Raw genomic sequence first — 19,577 nt, 5'->3', positions numbered from 1 at the left:
GGCGGGGCATCTAGCCCCTTCTGTCTGAAGCAAAACTATCTTCCGGCTCATCATTACCCGAAAATTATGTTTTGTCAACTCCGCTTAGGATTAGAAAAATCTGTCAACTTTTTTCAGGACGATACAGAGTGTTTTATAAAAAACCACTCTCCAACCATATCCTAATATATCGCATTTTGCGATTTTTTATAAAAATCAAATATAAAACATTACTGGTAGGGCTATTCCAATAAATAAACCAACAAAAGAAACGTCATTACATCAACCCAACTCCTACCCTAAAAGCGCATCTACAAACATCTCCTCTTTTTTTCCTATATTTGTTTTGAACTTAAAAAAAACAATCACCGATTATGCCCTTACTAAACTCAATCTTTAGCTGGTTAAATACTAAACGATTACATCAAATAGAACTCTTTCGCCAATTCCCATTTGAAGTTCAGCAGGAGGTGCTATTTAAGCTCATTAGTAAAGCTAAGGATACGGAGTATGGCGTAAAATATGATTATGAATCGATAAAATCAATCAGCGATTTTCAGCAACGACTTCCCATTGTCGATTACGAAGAAATAAAACCTTATATCGACAAGCATCGGGAAGGGAATCACAATATCCTTTGGCCTGGCGCAATTAAGTGGTTTGCAAAATCATCGGGAACTACTTCCAATAAAAGTAAATTTATCCCCGTTAGCTCCGAAGCCATGGAGGAGTGTCATTTCAGAGGCGGGCGTGATATTTTAGCAATTTACACTAATCTTCACCCTGATTCTGAGATTTTTAAAGGTAAGGGATTAACCCTTGGAGGAAGCCATCAGATTGATAATTTCAGCGTTGACTCCTACTATGGTGATCTATCGGCTATTCTAATTGAGAATATCCCTTGGTGGGCAGATTTTATTCGAACTCCAAGCCAGAAGGTTGCTCTAATCCCCGAGTGGGAGGAGAAGCTTGAGCAGCTGACTAAAGAAACCATTAAGGAAAACGTAACCAACATTGCTGGCGTTCCCTCGTGGAATCTTGTAATGATAAAGCATATACTCAACGTTACAGGGAAAAAGAATCTTCTTGAGGTTTGGCCAAATTTGGAACTCTTTACGCATGGAGGGGTAAACTTTACCCCATATCGTGAGCAGTTTCGCAAACTTATCCCATCTCCATCCATGAACTACATGGAAGCCTACAATGCTAGCGAAGGTTTTTTTGCCATTCAGGACGATCCTCTCACCGATGATATGCTGCTGATGCTCGATTATGGTATCTTCTATGAGTTTATTCCGGCAGAAGAGGCCTTCAATGCTAACCCAACAGTTTTAACTGTAAAGGATGTGGAGCTGAACCGAAATTATGCAATGGTTATTACCACAAACAGCGGTTTATGGCGTTATATGATTGGCGATACGGTTATGTTTACATCAAAATATCCTCATAAAATAAAAATAACTGGGCGAACACGTCATTTTATTAACGCATTTGGTGAGGAAGTAATCATTGATAATGCCGAGAATGCTTTGAAAAGAGCCTGTGAAAAAACCGATGCTTTGGTAAAAGAGTATACTGCCGCTCCTATTTATATGGATGATAATGCAAAAGGGGCTCATGAATGGTTAATAGAATTTGAAAGACCTCCTGCCGATTTAGAGTTTTTCACGCAAGTTCTCGATAATGCATTGTGTTCATTAAATTCAGACTATGAGGCAAAGAGATATAAAGGCATTACTCTTAGTCCGCCCATTATTAGAAGTTTAAATAATGGAACCTTTTTCCTCTGGATGAAAGAAAGGGGGAAACTTGGGGGACAAAACAAAGTTCCTCGATTATCGAACAATCGTGAATATGTTGATGAGCTAATTGAACTAAGCAAAAGATGCTGCAATGATTAAGAAACCACTCCTTTTCTTGTCTTTAATAATCCTACTGCTTTTATCAACCAGCAAAACGAATGCTCAATGTAGTTTTATTCTGGCCGATAAGTTTGATAATGTTTGGGTGGTAAATAACCACGAGATTATCTGTTTCGATAAGCAATTCAAAAAAATCGGTTCATATTCCAATATTCTCCTTGGAAATCCCGCATATATTGATGTTTTAGACCCATTTAGAATTCTTGTTTTTTATCAAGGTTCCCAATCCGTTGTAATATTAAACAATGCAGTAGCGGAGATATCAGAGCCTATTAAATTTCAAGATAAGGGAATTAGCGATGTAACTCTAGTTTGTCGAAGCAATAAAGGCGGATTTTGGGTTTTCAATCGAAATAGATGGGAGATACTTTACTTCGACTCCAGCTTTAATCCCACAGGAGAAAAGATAATCCCCGATATGACTTTTTCTGATACCAGACCAACTTTTATTCAAGAGAATAAAGGAATTCTTTACCTTGCTTTTCAAAATAAAGGTATCTGTCGATTCGATTCCTTTGGGGCACGCATGGGCGACATTCCAGTAAAAATTGATTCCTATTTTACATTTATTGACGGTTCAATGGTTTATTTCTCCGAGGGAAAATTATTTCAATATATTCTGGATGGCAATCAGGTTAAGGCTTTCGATGTGTCATTTAGCTGTATCCCCATTAAGTTTAGAGGCAAATTTTTATTCTATAATGGTAGTGAATTAGTTGTTAGCTAAATGTAACCATAGAATGATAAATGACTAACAAACTTTCGTATTTTTAGCAAGCGTAAATCAGCTGTAAAAAACCTTAAAAAACCTCATCATGCACATAGCCGTTGCTGGGAATATTGGATCTGGCAAAACAACTCTTACTCGTTTGCTTGCAAAGCATTATGGTTGGAAACCTCACTTTGAGGATGTAGATGACAACCCATACCTAAACGATTTTTATGAAGATATGCAACGCTGGAGTTTCAATCTCCAGATTTACTTTTTAAATAGTAGGTTTGGTCAGATTGTTGATATTCGCCGCAAAGGGGATACTGTTATTCAGGACAGAACTATTTATGAAGATGCTCATATTTTTGCACCCAACCTACATACTATGGGGCTTATGTCTACCCGCGATTTCAATAACTACTCCAATCTTTTTGCATTGATGTGTTCCCTTATTCAGCCACCCGATTTACTCATTTATTTGAGGGGTAATGTGCCTACACTGGTAAGCCAAATTCAAAAGAGGGGTAGGGATTACGAGAAGAATATTCGTCTTGATTATCTACAACGCCTAAATGAGCGATATGAAGCTTGGATTGAATCCTACAAACTGGGAAAGATGCTTATTATTGAGGTTGATAATATGAACTTTGCCGAAAGACCAGAAGATTTAAGGATTGTAATTAACAAGATTGATGCGTTGATACACGGTTTGTTCTAAAAACCACAACAAAAAAGCTTTGGAATTAACCAAAGCTTTTTTGATATATACAAACCTAAGTTACTAGTTTCTGGTTGCAAATTGCTGGTTTGGTTTACAGTATCTAGTTCTTCTCCTCTTATCTTTTATTAAATTAACATGTGTTCGATGCAGGTTGTCATCCTGAGCGAAGCGAAGGATCTGATTGTTTAAAATCCAGATGCTTCAATCCGTTCAACATGACAAAGCAATAATTTAACACTATGCTTGGGATCAATATGTTATGCTTACATCGAGTTCACGTTAAATAATAAGCTTTCGGCAACCAGCATCTAGCAACCAGCACCTTGAGTTAATCAAACCTACTACTTCTTAACTTCCTCCTTCAAATATTTATCCAAGAAAACTAGAATTGCTCCATACCCTTTTATCTCGTTTTCCTTCTTAACAAACCCATGACCCTCATCGGGAAATACAACGTATTCAACAGGAATATTGTTTTTTTGCGCAGCAGCAACAATTTCATCCGATTCAACCTTTAGCACACGTGGATCGTTCGAACCCTGAAGAACCATAACTGGATTCTTAATTTTATCGGCATGGAATAATGGAGATATATTGTAAAGACGAACGGAATCGGCAGTTGTAGGATCACCCATTTCTGCATAAAGAGCTTTTTTGAATGATGCCCAGAATGGAGGAATCGATTTTAAGGTTCTTAACCAGTTTGTAACACCGAATAGGTTTACACCAACCTTAAACTCATCGGGTTGAAATGTCATTGCTGCCATTGTCATGTAACCACCATATGAACCACCAATGATACCAATCTTTTCAGGGTTTATATATTCCAAAGTTTGAAGATATTTTTTACCATATACGCAATCCATTAAATCTTTCTCCCCGTGATTCTGATCATCCATTTTGTTGAATGTTTTACCATATCCGCTACTTCCTCTATTATTCACGGCAAGGATTGCGTAACCATGATTAACAAGATATTGAATCAGCGAAAAGTAACCAACTCTTGATTGACCGCCTGGTCCACCATGTACCCAAACCAAAGCAGGAACTTTATTATTCTTATTGGCAATAAGAGGTTTGTAGAAGATGGCTGGAATATCAAGACCATCAAATGATTTATAACGAACAACCTCGGCACTTACAAGCTGGTTTTGATCGATATCTGGGTTAAGAGTATTTGTAAGTTTCTTAAGCTCTTTGGTCTCGAAACTATAAAAATAGATATTCGAAGGTGATTTTGAAGTACCAACGCTCAAACGCATGTATTTTTCACTATCCGAAATATCAATTCCTAAAATATCTCCATCGGATACCTCGGGGAAGGCAACCTCTTGCCCAGTTGAATTATCAAAAATCTTTAGTGCATTCTTGCCATCCTGGTTAATGGAAATAACCTTGTATTTATCATTCCAAGAAAAGAAACTGTAAGCAACATCCCAATTGGTTTCGTAAACAGTCTTTCGTTCTCCTGTGGCAATATCATACGATACAAGATACTGATATTCTCCCCCACCATTTGTGATATAATAGAAATACTTGCCATCTCTTGAAAATCCGGTTCCACCGTATGTTCCAATTTTATCGGGCAATGAAATTTCAGACATCTTTTTATCCGAAGAGTTCATCAAAAACAATTTGCTCTCACTCGAAGTAATGCTTTGTGTAAGCGCAATATATTTTTCATCCCATGAAATTCCAGAATAATTAAGCCCTTTATCATTCAGAAAAAGCAGTGTCGATTTCCATGTTTTGATATCCATCTTATACAAATCAAAAAAGCGAGGATCACGCTTTGTCGATAGAAAATAGAATGCAGTTTTGTCTTTATTCCATCCTCCAAAATTAGCCTTTGCTTTTGGTTCTGGTGTTAAGTCGGTTGAAGTGCTGTCCTCATTTAATAGGTAGATATGGCTAATCTCGTTACCACCCTTATCGGAACTGTACAAAATTTTATTAGAGTTTGGAACATAATCAATTGCAAAAAATGATTCCTCTTTGGAGTTCGTAATTTGCTTTTTTGCCCCATCGGCAATATTGATCTCGAACAGATTGTATATTCCAGACTCATTACTTGTAACAAGCAATCTTTTCTCATCCTGAGAAAAAGCACCTCCCCTTATTTGCTTATTCTTATAAAACTGCTCAATGGAATACTCCTTTACCTTAACGGTTGGTTCCTGTTTACAGGAAATAATTCCTACGGCAATTAGGCCTAAAACTAATAGTTGTTTTTTCATAATAATGTGTTTTAAATGATTTGATTTTATAGAAATAAATTTGAAACAAGTTAAGGAAAAAAAAGAACACTGATCAATATTCAATAAAAAGCAAAGAGGCTTGAAATTTTTCAAACCTCTTTTTATTTATCAAATCCGATTAGTTTTCAAGCTCCTTTAACAACTCAAGTGCCTTATCTCGAAGTGGCTTTTGCTTGTGCCTCCATATTAATATCCCAATTAAGGTTGATATTGCCATTACTGGAATATAAAACGCTTGAACAATTAATACTCTATTCAGTGGACTTAGTGATTCCAAATCTTCATAGAAAGATAAGGTTAATCCTCCATCCATTAAAACAATAGGGATTAATAAAATTAAGAGATAACCTATTTTAAGATGGTAGCGTTTTACAACAGCATTAAGCATCTCTGCCAATGGAAGTGAGTAATCAATTTTTTTAAAGATTTTTAAATTGTCCCTAAAAATTAAAACGAATGCAACAAACGATAGGATAAAGAGAATCTGGGAGAGAACTTGAATTAATCCACGATCAAAGAATAAATTTACAATTATTATAATGAAATAAAAACCAATAAACCCAATGTAAATCCGGAAAAAGGTTTTAGAAATTTTAAGATTATACTCATCCTCCTTTTTTAGCTTACTCGTAAACAATTCCATATTTGGTAAACTTTCAATAGTATGGTTTAAATTGTTATTCATATCATTAGTTTTCATAACTACCTCCATTCATTTTTTCTCTTAATATCTCTTTAATTCGATGAACCTTAACCCTTACGTTAGGCTCGGTTATCCCTATTATCTCCGATATTTCTTTTGATGATAACCCTTCGAGAACAAGTGACATTATTGCCTTCTCAATAACCGTTAGTTGATTTAGGTGAATCTGAAGGGTGTTTAGTTGATCTTCTCGAAGTTTGATATCAACCCCATCATCTTCAACAAGGATATTCTGAATGCCCTTTTCTCCGGGATCAAGGATAAATTTCATCCTACGAAATTCTTTTCCTGCAAAACCTAATGCTGTGTTTAATGCAATTCTATAAATCCAAGTACTTTCCTGTGCTTCTCCCCTAAAAGTTTCTAAACTTTTCCAAATGTTTACTAAAACTTCCTGATAAATATCCTTCTGATCTTCAGCTACAGAAGCATAGTACTTGCAGATACTTTGAATCCGTTGATGGTTCTCCTTGACTAAACGATTAAAATGCTCCTCTTTTTTCTGCATACTATCTTTTTTCATTCGAATAATATCGGATTAAAAAACTGATCTATTGCAAGATGAAAATATTAGGTTGAACAGTTGTTAATTATAATAATGGAACACCCATATCTTATTCATCTCATTTTGTATTGGTCAAAAACATGGGTGTTTCATCTTAATACAAATTTAGTATATCAAACTTATATTTTGTTACAGTTTTTATTGGTTAAATTTTCGGTGAAATATCTAAAATCGTTAGAATTGTTAAAACCCTTATGGTATTTAAAACCTTTAGGGTTTATAACTTTAAACCAATAAAACTCTTATTTTTGCTTTTTATTTTAATTCTACTTTAACAGATTGCTTATAACACGAAAAATCAACCCAATTTTACCCCTACCCCTAAAGGGATTGGGTTGATTTTTCTGCTTTCTCCCTTTAGGGTTTGGGGTAAAAAAGCAGAAAAATCAAGTTTATTTCAAATCTGTTAAAGTAGAATTAAAGAGAATTTTCAGCTAATTGATAATTAGCTTTTTGTCTGAAATCGAATGTTTAAAATCAAGAATCTTTTTATATGACCCAAGAAGAACTATTTAAGAAATTAATTGCACATGCAAAGGAGTACGGATTTGTATTCCAATCGAGCGAAATTTATGATGGTTTAAGCGCTGTTTACGATTACGGACAGAATGGTGTTGAGCTAAAAAATAATATCCGTCGTTACTGGTGGGAAGCAATGACCCGCCTTAACGACAACATTGTGGGTATTGATGCTGCAATCTTTATGCATCCCAAAACGTGGGTAGCATCTGGACACGTAGGTGCTTTCAACGATCCTTTGATAGATAATAAGGATAGCAAAAAACGTTATCGCGCCGATGTGTTAATCGAAGATTGGATTCAAAAGCAAGAGGATAAAATCAACAAGGAGGTTGAAAAAGCTAAGAAACGCTTTGGTGATACTTTTGATGAGGCAATGTTCCGTGAAACAAATCCTAGAGTACTTGAGGTTGCTGAAAAAATAAAAACCATTAACACCCGAATGGTTACATCTCTTGATTCGGGTGATTTAAAGGAGGTTAAACAGATAATTGAAGATTGCGAAATAGTTTGCCCAATTTCAGGTTCACGCAACTGGACAGAAGTTCGACAGTTCAACCTGATGTTCGAGACCAAAATGGGCTCGGTTAGCGAGGATGCAGACACTATCTACCTCAGACCCGAAACGGCACAGGGTATTTTTGTTAATTACCTGAATGTTCAGAAAACTGGGCGTATGAAAATTCCTTTCGGAATTGCCCAAACAGGAAAAGCTTTCCGTAATGAGATCGTAGCCCGTCAATTCATTTTCCGAATGAGGGAGTTTGAGCAAATGGAAATGCAATTCTTCGTTCGCCCTGGCGAGGAGATGGAGTGGTACGAGTACTGGAAGGAAAAACGTATGCGTTGGCATAAGTCTATGGGGCTTGGCGATAACAAATATCGTTTCCATAAACACGAAAAACTTGCACATTACGCAAACGCAGCATCAGATATAGAGTTTGAATTCCCATTCGGTTTCAAAGAGGTTGAGGGAATCCATTCACGTACCGATTTCGACCTAAGTAGCCATCAAAAACATTCCGGTAAAAAGTTGCAATATTTTGATCCTGAAACTAACGAGAGCTATGTTCCTTATGTTATAGAAACTTCAATAGGTCTTGATCGTACATTCCTGTTAATCCTTTCATCAGCATATACCGAAGAGAAGATTACAAAAGAGGATGGAACCGTTGATGAACGTGTTGTTCTTCGTATCCCACCTGCCTTAGCCCCAATTAAATTAGGTGTATTCCCATTGGTTAAGAAAGATGGTCTACCAGAGAAAGCCAAAATGATTATGGATGAGCTAAAAATCGATTTTGCTTGTCAATACGAGGAGAAGGACACGATTGGGAAACGCTATCGTCGGCACGATGCAATTGGAACACCTTTCTGCATAACCGTTGATCATCAAACTTTAGAAGATGATACTGTTACCATTCGCTATCGCGATACAATGGCGCAAGAACGAGTTCAAGCATCTCGCCTAAGAGAGATAATGGAAGAGAAAGTATCTTTACGAACACTTCTCAAACTATTATAATTAAGGTTTACTGCCTTCAATAGCAGGAACCGGAAAGGTGTAAACTGACAACTTTCAACCATCAAAGGAAACTTCAATGCGAAGAGTACTAATTCTAACCTATTACTGGCCCCCTGCTGGAAGTTCTGGTGTTCAACGATGGTTGAAGTTTGTTAAGTATCTCCGAAATTACGGATGGGAACCAATAGTTTATACCGCCAATAATCCTGAGGTTTCGGCAATCGATGAGTCTTTATTAAATGATATACCCGAGGGAATTGAGGTAATTCGCCGAAATGTACCTGAGCCTTATGGGATATATAAGTTCCTTAGTGGGAATAGGAAGAAAATAGGTGTTGGATTTACATCTGGCTCTACAAAAAAAAGGAGTTTAATAAATAACATTGCAATTTGGATCAGAGGAAATTTCTTTATCCCAGATGCTCGGATGCTTTGGATTGCTCCATCTACATCGTTTCTATCAAAATATCTAAGAAATAATCCTGTTGATTTAATTATATCTACTGGGCCCCCGCATAGTTTGCACCTAATCGGGTTAAAACTGAATAGGAAACTGAATATTCCTTGGATTGCTGATTTCAGAGATCCTTGGACAGATATTTACTTCTACAAAGACTTAAAGTTAACTTGGCTTGCCGATTCAATTAATAGAAGACTTGAACGGAAAGTGCTTAAGAATGCTGATTTAACGGTAGTTGTTTCAAAATCGATGGCTGATAGGTTCAAGAAAATAGGGGCCAAAAAAATCGAAATTGTTCCCAATGGATTCGATCATACTGATTATAACCATAACGTAACCCTTAACGATTCAGTTTTTTCATTGGTTCACGTAGGAACAATTCCGCCGAATAGTAATAGTAATACGTTTTGGAAGACTATCGCAAAAATGGCAGAGAACAATACTGAATTCAGCGAGAAATTACTGATTCGCTTTGTTGGCGATGTGGATAAGTCTGTTATTGAATCGTTAAAAAGGTTTAATTTGCTCGGGAAAACAGAAATATTAGGTTACAAGTCTCATTCCGAAATCCCTTCAATACAAAAATCTGCGCAGGTTCTTTTAGTTTTTATACCAAGTACCTCCAAAGAGATACTAACTGGAAAGATTTTTGAGTACCTTGCAGCAAAGCGTCCAGTGATTGCGATTGGTCCTGTTGGAGGAGATCTAGATGCACTTTTAACGGAAACAGGAGCAGGAATAATGCTTCCATGTGATTCCGAAGCGGAAATTTATGAGGGATTAAAATGGGTGTGGGAAGGTTATAAATTGGGTTGGAGTAGTTTTAATCCCCGAAATATTGAACAATATTCCCGGAAGGGATTAACAAAAAGGATTGCTGAGTTGATGAATGTTGTAATAATGCGTCAATAATAAAGTTTAATCCAAATGAAAGTACTATCCATTGTAGGTGCGACTCCTCAGTTTATAAAAGCTGCTATGGTCAGCCATAAACTTATTCTCAAAGGGATAGATGAGGTAGTCCTTAATGCTGGCCAAAATCTTGACGATACCCTATCGCAGATTTTTCTTGAAGAGATGGATATCCCGGAACCAAAGTATAAATTAGCGATTTCTGATCTAAATCCTGCAGCAACAATTGGAAAATTACTTGAAGGAATTGAGATTGCAATCCTCAAGGAAAAGCCCGATATGGTGCTAGTATATGGCGACAATAACCCCGCACTGGCGGGAGCTATTGCTGCGCAAAAACAACAAATTCCAGTTGCACATGTAGAAGCGGGATTACGCTCGTTTAAACCAATGGTATCAGAGGAGATGAATCGGATTTTAATCGATAGAATTTCAACTCTTCTTTTCTGTCCCACCGAAATAGCCGTTGAAAATCTTAAAAAGGAAGGCTTTGATAACTTTCCATGTAATATATACAACACAGGAGATGTTATGCAGGATGCTGCAAATTACTATTGTACCTTATCTCCTCTAAAATCTGATATTATAAATAAGTTTAATCTAAACCAATCCTTTGCACTTGCAACAATAAGTTGTCCTGAAAACACATCAGATCCAAAAAAATTAGGAGAGATAATAAGTGCATTAAACACTATTAACCGAGAACTGCGAGTAATTGTTCCACTAAACCCTCTTACAACAAAATATTTAAGAGATATTAATATCGAAACTAACTTTACAATTATTCCACTAGTAAACTATTTCGATATGGTTGAACTTCTAAGAAATTGCACAATCGTTCTTACCGATAGCGGAAGCGTTCAAAAAGAGGCATTCTTTTTTAAAAAGTGTTGTGTAACCCTTAGAAAAGAGACAGAATGTACAGAACTTGTTCAAAATGGGTTTAATATGTTGAGTAGTTCCGATTCTGAATTCATACTCATAGCATATAACGAAATGATAAATCGTAAACCCAATTTTTCTATGGATATTTATGGAAAAGGCAAGGCTTCCGAAAAAATTGCCGATATTTTAAAATTTTGGAAGAAGTAAAAATAATTTAACGTTTTAAGGAATAATAACATTAAGAGAACTTCGAACAGCAATCGACAAAACTCCTTTTTTACTACTTTTGAAACAAATACCCAATTAATTAAATCGATGGGATAACAGATAATATATTCAACATGAAAAACTCCGAAGGAAAAATTACACGTAATCGTCTGCGAAGCTCATCACTTTCATCAATCATAAGTATCTCCTTGGTTCTTTTTATGCTTGGTATCGTTGGTATTCTGATTTTTAACGCAAGAAAACTTTCCGATTACGTAAAAGAAAACATCGGCTTCTCAATTTTCCTTCAAGATGATATTCGCGAAGTTGATGCTAATTTTCTCCGAAAAACCTTAGATGCATCCGCTTTTGTTAGGTATACAGAGTACATTTCAAAAGAAAGAGCGGCAAAGGAGTTAAAAGACGAACTTGGCGAGGATTTTATAACTTTTTTAGGATACAACCCCCTTTCAGCATCAATTGACGTTAGAATGAAAGCAGAATATGCAAATCAAGATAGTATCAACAAAATTGAAAGGTTTTTACTTGGCTTTAAACAGGTAAAGGAGGTTCACTACCAAAAATCACTAGTAAGTTTGGTGAATGAGAATGTGAGTAAAATAAGCCTTGTGATAATTCTATTCAGTAGTTTGTTACTATTTATAGCAATCGTTCTAATTAATAACACCATTCGACTCTCAGTTTATTCCCGTAGGTTTTTAATCAACACCATGAAACTTGTTGGAGCAACATGGGGATTTATTCGTAAACCTTTTTTATTAAAAAGCATACTTCACGGGCTTTATGCCGCCCTTGTGTCTATTCTGCTGCTTTCGGGATTAGTTTATTTGGTACAAAAAGAATTTGGTGATCTGATTGATATTGTTGATCCATTTCTGTTAATTATTATTTTTGGAGCTGTTATCGTAATTGGTGTGTTAATTAATTTAATTTCAACTTACTTTGCAGTTAATAAATTTTTAAGATTAAAAGTCGATGACTTATACTATTAGCTAAAATCTATCATATATGGCAAAACAAACAGCACCTAGCAAACAACAAGATCAAGATGAGAGCAAATTCGCTCTTGGAAAGCAAAATTACAAATTGCTGCTTATTGGGTTTGCAATTATTGTTGTAGGGTTTCTTTTAATGGCAGGCGGAGGTTCTAAAGATCCGAATGTATTTAGCAATGAAATTTTTAGTTTTAGACGGATTACGCTTGCTCCAATTGTAGTGCTTTTCGGGTTCGTTTTTGAAATTTATGCAATAATGAAAAAGCCAAGTGAATAGGGCTTAAACTACACTAATTTACCACCTGACATTTTTGAATGTCAGGGTTTTTATTTTATAAAAACCCCGTTTTGCATGCCTTTTTAAGGCAAAAAGGGATATCCATTTAGAGATGAAATTAGGATTTGATAGTGAAACCGATTTTCAAGAAGGAGCTATTCTTCTTATCGATAAACCTTATGGTTGGACATCCTTTAATGTTGTAAGTAAGATTAAACACCTCATTCGCAAATCCAAAGGATATAAAAAGATTAAGGTAGGCCATGCAGGAACTTTGGATCCCCTCGCAACAGGATTATTAGTGATTTGCATTGGAAAAGCAACAAAACAGGTTGAGTCTTATTTAAAAGACGATAAGGAATATATCGCAACATTTTGTTTAGGGCAAACAACTCCTTCGTATGATATGGAAACACAAATGAACCAAGAGTTTCCTACTGAACATATTACCGAAGAGTTGGTTTATAAAGTTGTAAATACCTTCTTGGGGGAGCAAAACCAAATACCACCTCTTTTCTCTGCAAAGAGCATTAATGGGAAAAGAGCATACAAGTTTGCTCGGCAAGGGGTTGAAATGGAACTTGAACCTGTAAAAATTAAAATTCTAGAACTTGAGATAATTAATTTTAAATTACCCAACCTTACTTTAAGAATCAAATGTAGTAAAGGAACTTATATAAGATCTCTTGCAAGGGACTTGGGGGTTGCTCTAAATAGTGGCGCATATTTAGCAGACTTAGTAAGAGTAGGTAGCGGTAACTTTAAATTAGTTGATGCTCAAAAATTAGAAGAATTTGAAAAATTTTTAACGGTGAATGTAACTAACTGAAAAATGTCACGTATAAGGCACACGGTCTTTTGTAGAATAGTTATATTTGTAATCCAATTGAGCATAAATTGACACGTCATATTATCTATTTATCAATAAATTTATTTCAAATACTTTATCTGCATGAATTGCAGGAATGGAAGTATTACGTTTAAAAATTGACTATTAATTAATTTTTTAATTATACCTAATGAAACTCTCACAGTACAAGTACAATTTACCTCCGGATTTAATTGCAAAATATCCGTCTGACAATCGCGATGAGTCCAGATTAATGGTATTAAACAGGAAAACGAAACAAATTGAGCATCGTATCTTTAAGGATATTATCAACTATACCTCAGAGGGTGATGTGTTTGTTTTTAACAATACAAAAGTTTTTCCAGCCCGTTTGTATGGCAATAAAGAAAAAACAGGTGCTGAAATTGAAGTTTTCTTACTCCGAGAACTCAATAAAGAGCAACGGTTATGGGACGTATTAGTTGATCCTGCCAGAAAAATTAGGATTGGAAACAAACTTTATTTTGGCGAGGACGATGTTCTTGTTGCTGAGGTAATTGATAATACTACTTCTCGTGGACGTACTCTCCGTTTCCTTTTTGACGGATCATACGATGAGTTTAAGGAAACTCTTTATCGATTGGGCGAAACACCTCTTCCAAAATTCATAAGAAGAGATGTTATTCCAGAGGATAGAGAGCGTTACCAAACAGTATATGCAAAGCACGAGGGTGCTGTTGCTGCTCCAACAGCAGGATTGCATTTTAGCCGAGAACTACTTAAAAGACTCGAAATAAAAGGTGTTCACTTTGCTGAGATAACCCTACATGTAGGCTTGGGTAATTTCCGCACAGTAGATGTTGAAGACCTTACCAAGCATAAAATGGATTCCGAACAGATTAATATCCCATTAGATGCTGTTGATATTGTGAATGGAGCAAAGTTGAATAAAAAGAATGTGTGTGCTGTGGGTACAACGGTTCTTCGCACGCTCGAAAGCTCAGTATCTACCGATGGATTTCTAAAACCATATAGTGGATGGACAAACAAGTTTATTTTTCCTCCTTATGATTTTAGCGTACCCAGCATGATGGTAACTAATTTTCACCTACCACTTTCGACATTGTTAATGATGGTATCAGCTTTTGCTGGCTATGATTTTCTTTTCGATGCGTATAAACTTGCAATAAAAGAAAAATACCGCTTTGGAACTTATGGTGATGCTATGCTTATTATATAGAAAACCATAAAGGATATAACAAAGCAAAAACCTCATTTACATGAGGTTTTTGTTTTATTATACAATCTAGTTGCGGTTTTCCAATCCTCATAAAACATTCTCTAAATAACGTCAGTTCGATGTAGGGTGTCATCCTGAGCAAAGCGAAGGATCTAATTATCTAAAATTCAGATGCTTCACTCCGTTCAGCATGACAAAGCAACAATCTAATGGTGAACCAAGAATCAATATATTATATTTACATCAAACTCACGTTAAATAAACGATTTTAGCAGCTTAATCTCTTCTGCCCAAACGGTGTCATCTGGGGTCTCCAGAATTAAAGGGATACCGTTAAAACGGTTATCTTTCATTATCATTCTAAAAATATCCAACCCAAGGAAACCTTTGCCTATACTATCGTGTCTATCTACACGTGAGGCCAACTCCTTTTTGGAATCGTTAATGTGCATGCCCTTTAAATAGCTGAATCCAATAGTGTTATCGAATTTAATAAAGGTTTCGGTGAATCCTTTGGTTGATTTAATATCATAACCCGCAGTAAAGGTATGGCATGTATCCAGACAAACACCAACCCTCAATTTATCCTCAACATTATCAATTATTTGCCTTAGCTGCTCAAAGGTATAGCCAAGATTGCTCCCCTGCCCCGATGTATTCTCAATTACAGCAATAACACCCTTGGTTTTACCAAGGACAATATTAATACTCTCTGCAATTAGCTTTAGGCACTCATCATCGCTAATTTTGCCAAGTGAGCTACCGGGGTGAAAGTTTAACCTGTCCAAACCCAACTGCTCGCAGCGTTGCATCTCATCCAGAAAAGCCTCGCGTGACTTTTCAAGTGCTTCTTTTTCAGGATGTCCAAGGTTAATTAAATAGCTATCATGAGGAAGAATTTGCGCTGGCGAATAGTTATACAACTCGCAGTTCTTCTTAAAAGCGTTTATACTCTCTTTTGTTAAAGGTGCTGATTTCCATTGCCTTTGATTTTTGGTAAACAGCGCAAAAGCTGTTGCTCCAATACCATGCGCATTAATTGGTGCATTCTCAACACCACCCGATGCGCTTACATGTGCTCCAATGTACTTCATCTTTGCTATTTTATGGATTGAAACAAATTTACAGAAAAAAAGTTGTTCAGCATTAAGTTTTAAACGCCTATTGTCACTAAAAAAACTAACAAACTATAGAAATTTCCTACCAGAATTTCTTCTGTTTAAATAGTTTAGGTGGTTTTTTTGAAAAAGAATTTTAACTTTGATAAAAGGATTTTAAAAGGGATATGTTTACATTAGGATTCCATGCATGGACATGTCCTTAGTGTAAATATAAAGAGTCGGGCAATTATAAATTTTAAACTTTTAATCTAAATACTATATTCAAATGACTACAAATAAAAAAACCAATTTTGTAACAGATAAAAGTTGTTTTATCATAATGCCGTTTGGTGGATTGTTTGACAGTTACAAAAATGACATTTACGTTCCAGCAATAAATAATGCAGGTCTAATTCCAACTAGAGCAGATGATTTATATAGATCTGGAAATATTGTAAATGACATATGGAATTTCACAAAAAAAGCCGATGTTATTCTTGCTGATTTGACAAATAAAAATCCAAATGTTTTTATGAATTAGGATTGGCACATGCTATTGCAAAACCAGCAGTATTAATAACATCATCCATAGATGATGTACCTTTTGATTTAAGAAGTTTAAGAGTTATTGTTTATGATAAAAACTTACCAAATTGGGGTGAAAAATTAAAAGAGAGGATTACTAAAGCACTTTTAGAAACATTGGATAATCCAGAAGCAGCGATACCCCCAACCTTTTTAGAAACATCAAAAACCAAAATAATAGAAGTAACTCATAAGGAAAAAGGGCTTCTTGAACTTAAAAAGGAAATGGATTCTTTGAGAAGAGAAGTAAGGACAAAAAATAGAGATATTGAAAGAGGAAAAATTAGTCCTGAAGAAAAATTAAGAATAAAGAACAATTTTAGTTCTTGAAATATCTGATGAAATGTTTGCAGAGAGGAATAGACCACAGCTCGACGAAGTTACGCTTCGCTAAACTTCGTCGTAACTAAACAACGGAACAGAATGGATTACGAAGAATATGATGACATAGCAGATTACAAACGCAATCTAGTCTTTGTGATAATGCCCTTCACAGATGAACTTGATGATTCTTACATAGCGATTAAGGATGAATGTTCAAAACTCGGTCTAATAACAAAGAGGGTTGATGAAAATGTAGGTTCAGGATTAATTATAAATGAAATAACCGATTTTATAATCAAGGCCGAATTTATTATTTGCGACCTGACTAAAGAGCGTCCAAATGTCTATTATGAATTGGGTTTCGCACATGGAATTGGCAATGAGTCTCTAGATGTGTTCTTGATCGCAAAAGATGGGACTACTCTTCATTTTGATGTTGGTGCATATCGAGTTAGATATTACAAATCGACTGAGCATCTACGTTCTCTCATCAGAGACAAATTCGCAACAATGGTAAAGGTCAGACGAGAGAATCCCTAGGTTATGCATTCTAAGACATCTCCCTACTCATCACTCTAAACCAACCACAAACAAAACAGAATCAATTCACCAACATGCCAAACTCAATCACCTTTAATCAAACCACATGTAAAAAATGTCAATTATGTGCGGAGGTTTGCCCCAACAAGATTCCGATTTGGAATGAGTTGAACGAAATGGCTATCAGACCCGACCGCCAAGATTTATGTTTTAAATGTGGGCAATGTATGGCTGTTTGTTCAACACGGGCAATTGCTGTGGCTGGTCTATCTTACGAAACCGATTTTTTTGAATTGCCTGAAAATGAATCGAACGGTTACGAAAAGTCTTTTTACGATATGATTCGTTCCCGCAGAGCTATTCGTAATTTTAAGGATAAACCAGTACCCAAAGAATTATTGGAAAAAATTGTAGAGGCTATTTCATTTGCTCCTCCCGGTTTTCCTCCTTTAAAAGTAAAAATCATTGTTGTTCAAAATACTGAATTAATTAGGCAGGCATTGCCTAATATGATCAGGTTTTATGAGGGTCTGGTAAACATGTTTAAGAAACCAATCTATCGGTATTTTATTAAAAAGGTGGTGGGTGAAAAAAAATTCAAACTGATGCAGGGGCACCTAATACCTTTACTGGTAAGCAGACTGCCTGCGTTGAAAAACGGAACCGAAGATACAATAACACGAAATGCTCCAGCAATGATTCTTTTCCTTGCAGATAAAAACGAAGAAGATATTAGTCAAGACATTTCTATAGCTGCAACTTATGGGATGCTTGCCACCCATTCGCTCGGACTTGGTGGCTCCATAATGGACTTAATACCTCCAGCAATAAGCAAAGATAAAGAATTAAGAAAGTTGTTCGGTATCCCCGAAAATCATGAAGTAGTAACATCTATAATAATTGGGTATCCTAAATATAAGTATCAAAGGGGGATAAAAAGAAATCTTAAAAGTGTAGAATGGATTTAAATAGCCCGGTTCCTCGGTCCAAAACATCCCAGCTTGGCGAAGTTTAGCGAAGCGTAACTTCGTCGTAACTAAACAGCGGTCTCCCGACCGCACAAATACAAATTATTGGCAGGTATCGCATTTTTGTAATGCTGAAAAATTGGAGTAGGGATATAGTTGTTTTTTAAGCGGTCAGAAGACCGCCATTTAAACAAGCGTAGTTTTGAAAACTACGCTTAGCGGGGAGTGCTAGATATATTATCAAAAATTGCATTATTTACATGTTTTGATAATTTAATCCCCCAACTCATCATTCTATGCCAAACACAAGTAAAATAGAATAAATTCACCAACATGCCAAACTCAATCACTTTTAATCAAACCACATGTAAAAAATGTCAACTATGTGCGGAGGTTTGCCCCAACAAAATTCCGATTAAGAATGAGTTGAACGAAATGGTTATCAGACCTAACCGCCAAGATTTATGTTTTAAATGTGGGCAATGTATGGCTGTTTGTTCAACACGAGCAATAGTTGTGGATGGATTATCTTATGAATACGATTTCTCGGCTCGAACGAAGTTTAGCGAAGCGTAACTTATTCGGACACAAAGTGCAATCATATTAGACATCCTAAACGACATCGGACAAATATAGAACGTAATCTACATTTGCCGGACTGAATGATAAATTTTAACAAGCACATTGAATTTTTGCGCCCGTTTGACTTGCCTTTGTTCCTTCGGTAGCATAACCGTCAAACTTCCACCATTCAATACCACCAATAAGTTCTTTGACTTTAAATCCAAGTTTCGACATATTCAAAGCACCCTTAGTTGAAGCGTTACACCCAATTCCATCGCAATAGGTAACATACACAAAATCTTTGTTTAAATGCTTGGTGCTTTCCTCATTCATTTCACGATGAGGGATATTAATTGCCCTAGGAATATGTTCGGCCTCAAAGCCAAATGGCTTCCTTGCATCAATAACAACAACTTTTTCGCCATTATTTAAGGCTTCAAACAAATCCGCCGAGTCCATTTCAAACTCTAATTTGTTTTCATAATGTTTAATTTGTGCATCCATTTTAAACCTATTTATTTTGTTACTTAATAACACAAAAATACATCGACTCAAACCATTATAAAAGCGAAAATAATTCATCAATTTCATTTAATATTTTCATATAAAACCAAAAATCAAATTTTGTTACTTTGTAAGTAATTAACGTGAGTTCCTTTAGATTTACAGTATCATTTTTTATATCAATAATAATGATGATGATGCTAACAAGGGGGTTCTAGGGGGAGTTAGTAACTTTAGAGCATGTTAATAACCTATACTGGAA

The 19,577-nt window shown here is 35.7% G+C and carries 20 protein-coding genes; 15 read left to right on the top strand and 5 right to left on the bottom strand.

Going from position 1 to position 19,577, the window contains the following annotated elements; translation table 11 throughout:
• Positions 1-353 precede the first annotated feature (353 nt).
• From HOO91_17980 to HOO91_17970, 3 genes are all read left to right on the top strand, one after another.
• On the top strand, positions 354-1,880 hold the full coding sequence (locus HOO91_17980; GenBank protein NOU19448.1) for a GH3 auxin-responsive promoter family protein: 1,527 nt from the start codon (positions 354-356) through the stop codon (positions 1,878-1,880).
• The gene (locus HOO91_17975) at positions 1,873-2,628 is read left to right on the top strand and encodes a hypothetical protein (GenBank protein NOU19447.1); all 756 of its coding nucleotides are present in this window, start codon (positions 1,873-1,875) and stop codon (positions 2,626-2,628) included. Before HOO91_17980 ends, HOO91_17975 begins: the two co-directional genes overlap by 8 nt.
• An 88-nt stretch (positions 2,629-2,716) precedes the next feature.
• Positions 2,717-3,331, top strand: a complete 615-nt coding sequence (locus HOO91_17970) for a deoxynucleoside kinase (GenBank protein NOU19446.1) — start codon at positions 2,717-2,719, stop codon at positions 3,329-3,331.
• Between the two features lie 344 nt (positions 3,332-3,675).
• Here the strand turns inward: HOO91_17970 and HOO91_17965 are convergent, their stop codons facing one another.
• From HOO91_17965 to HOO91_17955, 3 genes are all read right to left on the bottom strand, one after another.
• A complete protein-coding gene (locus HOO91_17965; protein NOU19445.1) occupies positions 3,676-5,571 on the bottom strand; it encodes an alpha/beta fold hydrolase in 1,896 nt (631 codons plus the stop codon).
• Positions 5,572-5,710: 139 nt separating this feature from the next.
• The gene (locus HOO91_17960; GenBank protein ID NOU19444.1) at positions 5,711-6,277 is read right to left on the bottom strand and encodes a hypothetical protein; all 567 of its coding nucleotides are present in this window, start codon (positions 6,275-6,277) and stop codon (positions 5,711-5,713) included.
• Positions 6,278-6,281: 4 nt separating this feature from the next.
• The gene (locus HOO91_17955) at positions 6,282-6,818 is read right to left on the bottom strand and encodes an RNA polymerase sigma factor (GenBank protein NOU19443.1); all 537 of its coding nucleotides are present in this window, start codon (positions 6,816-6,818) and stop codon (positions 6,282-6,284) included.
• 535 nt (positions 6,819-7,353) lie between these two features.
• Here HOO91_17955 and HOO91_17950 point away from each other — a divergent pair.
• From HOO91_17950 to queA, 7 genes are all read left to right on the top strand, one after another.
• Complete coding sequence (locus tag HOO91_17950; GenBank protein ID NOU19442.1) at positions 7,354-8,904, top strand: glycine--tRNA ligase; 1,551 nt, start codon at positions 7,354-7,356, stop codon at positions 8,902-8,904.
• Positions 8,905-8,980: 76 nt separating this feature from the next.
• The gene (locus HOO91_17945; GenBank protein ID NOU19441.1) at positions 8,981-10,276 is read left to right on the top strand and encodes a glycosyltransferase family 4 protein; all 1,296 of its coding nucleotides are present in this window, start codon (positions 8,981-8,983) and stop codon (positions 10,274-10,276) included.
• A 15-nt stretch (positions 10,277-10,291) separates the two neighbouring features.
• Positions 10,292-11,368 carry a UDP-N-acetylglucosamine 2-epimerase (non-hydrolyzing) gene (gene wecB, locus HOO91_17940; GenBank protein ID NOU19440.1) on the top strand — a complete coding sequence of 359 codons (1,077 nt, stop codon included), beginning with the start codon at positions 10,292-10,294 and terminating at the stop codon, positions 11,366-11,368.
• Between the two features lie 134 nt (positions 11,369-11,502).
• On the top strand, positions 11,503-12,381 hold the full coding sequence (locus tag HOO91_17935) for a cell division protein FtsX (protein ID NOU19439.1): 879 nt from the start codon (positions 11,503-11,505) through the stop codon (positions 12,379-12,381).
• 16 nt (positions 12,382-12,397) lie between these two features.
• Positions 12,398-12,661 carry a DUF3098 domain-containing protein gene (locus tag HOO91_17930; protein NOU19438.1) on the top strand — a complete coding sequence of 88 codons (264 nt, stop codon included), beginning with the start codon at positions 12,398-12,400 and terminating at the stop codon, positions 12,659-12,661.
• A 112-nt stretch (positions 12,662-12,773) separates the two neighbouring features.
• Positions 12,774-13,490 (top strand): tRNA pseudouridine(55) synthase TruB, encoded by a 717-nt coding sequence (truB, locus tag HOO91_17925; protein ID NOU19437.1) that lies wholly within the window; start codon positions 12,774-12,776, stop codon positions 13,488-13,490.
• A gap of 190 nt (positions 13,491-13,680) precedes the next feature.
• Positions 13,681-14,730, top strand: coding sequence for a tRNA preQ1(34) S-adenosylmethionine ribosyltransferase-isomerase QueA (gene queA / locus HOO91_17920; GenBank protein NOU19436.1), 1,050 nt, complete (start codon positions 13,681-13,683; stop codon positions 14,728-14,730).
• A gap of 254 nt (positions 14,731-14,984) precedes the next feature.
• On the opposite strand, the gene nfo is transcribed toward queA, so the two are convergent.
• A complete protein-coding gene (nfo, locus tag HOO91_17915; protein ID NOU19435.1) occupies positions 14,985-15,824 on the bottom strand; it encodes a deoxyribonuclease IV in 840 nt (279 codons plus the stop codon).
• 292 nt (positions 15,825-16,116) lie between these two features.
• Between nfo and HOO91_17910 the strand changes: the two genes are divergently transcribed.
• The 5 genes from HOO91_17910 to HOO91_17890 all read left to right on the top strand — a co-directional run bounded on the left by HOO91_17910 (position 16,117) and on the right by HOO91_17890 (position 18,823).
• The gene (locus HOO91_17910; protein NOU19434.1) at positions 16,117-16,371 is read left to right on the top strand and encodes a hypothetical protein; all 255 of its coding nucleotides are present in this window, start codon (positions 16,117-16,119) and stop codon (positions 16,369-16,371) included.
• A gap of 2 nt (positions 16,372-16,373) precedes the next feature.
• Positions 16,374-16,745, top strand: a complete 372-nt coding sequence (locus tag HOO91_17905; GenBank protein NOU19433.1) for a hypothetical protein — start codon at positions 16,374-16,376, stop codon at positions 16,743-16,745.
• A 93-nt stretch (positions 16,746-16,838) separates the two neighbouring features.
• Positions 16,839-17,279 carry a hypothetical protein gene (locus HOO91_17900; protein ID NOU19432.1) on the top strand — a complete coding sequence of 147 codons (441 nt, stop codon included), beginning with the start codon at positions 16,839-16,841 and terminating at the stop codon, positions 17,277-17,279.
• Positions 17,280-17,353: 74 nt separating this feature from the next.
• Positions 17,354-18,247, top strand: a complete 894-nt coding sequence (locus HOO91_17895) for a hypothetical protein (protein NOU19431.1) — start codon at positions 17,354-17,356, stop codon at positions 18,245-18,247.
• 333 nt (positions 18,248-18,580) lie between these two features.
• The gene (locus HOO91_17890; GenBank protein ID NOU19430.1) at positions 18,581-18,823 is read left to right on the top strand and encodes a 4Fe-4S binding protein; all 243 of its coding nucleotides are present in this window, start codon (positions 18,581-18,583) and stop codon (positions 18,821-18,823) included.
• A 96-nt stretch (positions 18,824-18,919) separates the two neighbouring features.
• Here HOO91_17890 and HOO91_17885 read toward each other — a convergent pair whose 3' ends face one another.
• Positions 18,920-19,315, bottom strand: a complete 396-nt coding sequence (locus tag HOO91_17885; GenBank protein ID NOU19429.1) for a rhodanese-like domain-containing protein — start codon at positions 19,313-19,315, stop codon at positions 18,920-18,922.
• Positions 19,316-19,577 lie beyond the last annotated feature (262 nt).

This window comes from Bacteroidales bacterium, from assembly GCA_013141385.1.
Lineage (GTDB): Bacteria > Bacteroidota > Bacteroidia > Bacteroidales > Tenuifilaceae > UBA8529.
This window is presented reverse-complemented; position numbering and strand designations above follow the sequence as displayed.